A 3,510-nucleotide genomic window follows, 5' to 3' on the forward strand; every position below is an offset into this window, starting at 1 on the left:
CACACCCGCACCCTCGGCCCAGCCCGTACCGTCCGCCGCATCCGCATACGACTTGCAACGGCCGTCCGAAGCCAGACCCCGCTGCCGCGAGAACTCCACGAAGGTGCCCGGGGTCGCCATGACGGTGGCGCCGCCGGCGAGGGCCATCGAGCACTCGCCGCCTCGCAGGGCCTGGGCCGCGAGGTGGATGGCGACCAGGGAGGACGAGCAGGCGGTGTCGACGGTCACGGCGGGACCCTCGAAGCCGAAGACGTAGGCGACGCGCCCGGAGGCGACGCTGCCCATGCCTCCGGTGCCGGTGAAGCCCTCCAGCTCGGGGGGCACCGGGCCCGACGTGCCGTAGCCCTGGCCCATCAGGCCGGAGAAGACGCCGACATCGGTGCCCTTCAGAGAAAAGGGATCGATGCCCGCCCGCTCCAGCGCCTCCCACGACGTTTCCAGGAGCAGCCGCTGCTGCGGGTCCATCGCCAGCGCCTCGCGCGGCGAGATTCCGAAGAAGGCGGCGTCGAAGAGAGCGGCGTCGTGGAGGAATCCGCCCTGGCTCGCGTACGAGGTGCCGGCCTGGTCCGGGTCGTCGCTGAAGAAGCCGGTCAGGTCCCAGCCCCGGTCGTCCGGGAAGCCGGACATCGCGTCCCGGCCCTCGAACACCAACTGCCACAGTCCTTCAGGGCTGTTGACGCCGCCGGGCAGGCGGCAGGCCATGCCGACGATGGCGATCGGCTCGTCCGGATCGGCGAGCGTGACCGCCGTGACGGGTGCGACCGCGGTCGTCACCGCCTCGCCCAGCTCGCCGTGGAGGTGACGGGCGAGGGAGAGGGGGTTCGGGTGGTCGAAGACGACGGTGGCGGCCAGTTTCAGGCCGGTCGCCTCGCGCAGCCGGTTGCGCAGCTCCACCGAGGTGAGCGAGTCGAACCCGGAGTCCCGAAAGGCGGTCTCCGGCTTGACGCCCTCGGGGCCGGCGTGACCCAGCACGGTCGCCGCGTGCGTCCGCACCAGGTCCAGCAGCAGCGCCTCCTGCTCCGCCGCGCCCAGCCCGGCCAGCCGGTCCGCCAAGCCGCCACCGCTGTCACCGGCCGCGGCCCGCACGGTCTGCCGTCCGGTGCGTACCAGCCCGCGCAGGAGCGTGGGGATCGCCCGGCCGGCAGCGGCGTCCGTGCGCAGTTGCCGCAGGTCGAGTTTGGCCGGGACGAGCAGTGCCTCGCCGGTGCGCAGGGCCGCATCGAAGAGGTCCATGCCCTCGTCGGGGGTCATGGGGAGCACACCGCCTCGCCGGTTCATCCGGCTACGGGTGAGGTCGTCCATGCCGGCCGCCATACCGCCGGTGGCCTGGTCCCACAGACCCCAGGCGAGCGAGGTTGCGGGCAGGCCGGCGGCTCGGCGCCGGTGGGCGATGGCGTCGAGGTAGGCGTTGGCCGCGGCGTAGCTGCCGGTGCCCGCGCCGAGGAAGACGGAGGAGACGGAGGAGAAGACGACGAACGCGGCGAGTTCCGGAGCGAGTTCACGGGTCAGCTCGTCCAGGTGCCGTACCGCTGTCACCTTCGGTGCGAACACCCGCGCCACCTGCTCGGGCTGGAGGGTGCCGATGACTCCGGCGTCGGCGATGCCCGCGGTGTGCACGACTCCGGTCAGCGGGCGTCCGCCTTGGCGCACCCGGGCCAGCAGGGCGGCGACGGCGTCACGGTCGGTGACATCACAGGATGCCACCGTGACCGCGGCGCCGAGTCCGGTGAGCTCGGCCACCAACTCAGAAGAGCCTTCGGCGGCTTGGCCGCGGCGGCTGGCGAGCACGAGGTGGCGGATGCCGTGCCGGGTGACCAGGTGCCGGGCCAGCAGTCCGCCGAGCGAGCCGGTACCGCCGGTGATCAGGACCGTGCCCTCCGGATCCAGCGCGACGGGCACCTTGGGCGTCGTGACGGCCTGGTCGAGGCCGGCGGCGGAGGCCCGAGCGAGCCGGGGTATGTACAACGTCCCGTCGCGCAGGGCGAGTTCGGGCTCCGCGTCGATCAGTGCCCGGTGCAGGGCGCGGGCCAGGGCGCCGTCGGCATCCGGCTCCGGGGCGGTCCCGGGCGGGGTGCCCGGTTCGAGGTCGAGCAGCACGATCCGGTCGGGGTTCTCGGACTGTGCGGCCCGGATCAAGCCCCACACCGCGCCGCCCGCCGGGTCGGTCACGGCACCGTCGGCGCCGGCCGGCATCGCACCCCGGGTGGCGACGACGAGCCGGGTCGACTCCAGGGCGGGGGCGGCCAGCCACGTCTGCACCGCCGCCAGCACCCGGTTCGTCAGCGCCGGTGCGGGGTCGTCCGCGCCCTCGTCCTGGTCCGCGAAGGCTTCCAGCACGATCAGCTCCGACAGCTCCGCTGCCGTGGCCGCACCCTCCGCCAAGGCGGTGACGTCGGCGGCGGAGCGCACCCCGGCCCAGGACGGTGACTCGTCCGGCGTCGCGTCGGCCCCGAGCAGCGCGGTCCACTCGACGCGGAACAGGGAGTCGTCGCTCGCGGTGCCCGCAGCGGTCTCCAACTGCTCGGCGGACAGCGCCCGCAGCTCCGCCGACTCGGCCCGCAGCACCAGCCCACCGGCCTGGTCCACGGCCTCCAGGGCCAGGGCGTCCCGGCCGAGCGGCGTGATCCGTACCCGCAGCGCCGTTGCCCCGACGGCGTGCAGCGCGAGACCGCGCCAGGTCAGGTACTGCCACACCCGGGGCCCGCCGTCGGCACCGGCCGCATCCAGGAGCGCCGGATGCAGGGCAGCGTCCAGCAGCGCCGGATGGAGCCCATACCGCCCGGCCTCCTCGTGCTCGTCCTCGGGTACGGCGACCTCGGCGACGGTCTCCTCACCGAGCCGCCAAAGCCCTCGTACGGCCCGGAAGAGAGAACCGTACGCATAGCCGCGCCGGGCCAGACCGCCGTACAGCGCCTCCACGTCGACGCGCTGGGCATCGGGCGGCGGCCAGGCCACGAAGTCGCCCCGCGGGCTCTCGCCCGGCTTGGGTGTCGCCGTCAGGACACCGGTGGCGTGCCGGACCCAGCCCTCCGCCCCGCTGCCTTCGGCGGCATCCTCCCGCGTCGAGTAGACGGCGACGGTACGGCAGCCGCTCTCGTCCACTCCGCCGACTGCGACCTGGACGCGCACCCCGCCCTGCTCCGGCAGCACCAGCGGCGCGGTGACGGTGAGTTCGTCAACCGTCCCGCACCCCACCTCGTCACCGGCCCGGACTGCCAGCTCCACCAGTGCCGCGGCCGGGACCAGCACCAGGCCGCCGACGGTGTGGTCCGCGAGCCAGGGGTGCGTACGCACCGACAGCCGAGAAGTGCACAGCACCCCGCCGGTCTCCGGCACTTCGACCACGGAGCCGACCAACGGGTGATCCGTGGGCGCCTGCCCGAGGGCGGTGGCGTCGGTCGCTCCGTTCAGCCGGAGCCAGTAGTGGCGGTGGTCGAAGGCGTAGGTCGGCAACTCCACCTGCGTGGCATCGGCACCGGCGGGCAGGACACCCGTCCAGTCGACCGGGAC

1 protein-coding gene is annotated in these 3,510 nt (G+C 74.0%); it reads right to left on the reverse strand.

Annotated elements, in window-relative coordinates; all coding sequences use genetic code 11:
* Positions 1-3,510 (reverse strand): type I polyketide synthase (locus ACZ7DL_RS38925; RefSeq protein WP_470781776.1); only part of this gene is annotated, 3,510 nt, incomplete at both ends.

The organism is Streptomyces sp. NPDC036984, assembly GCF_055607665.1.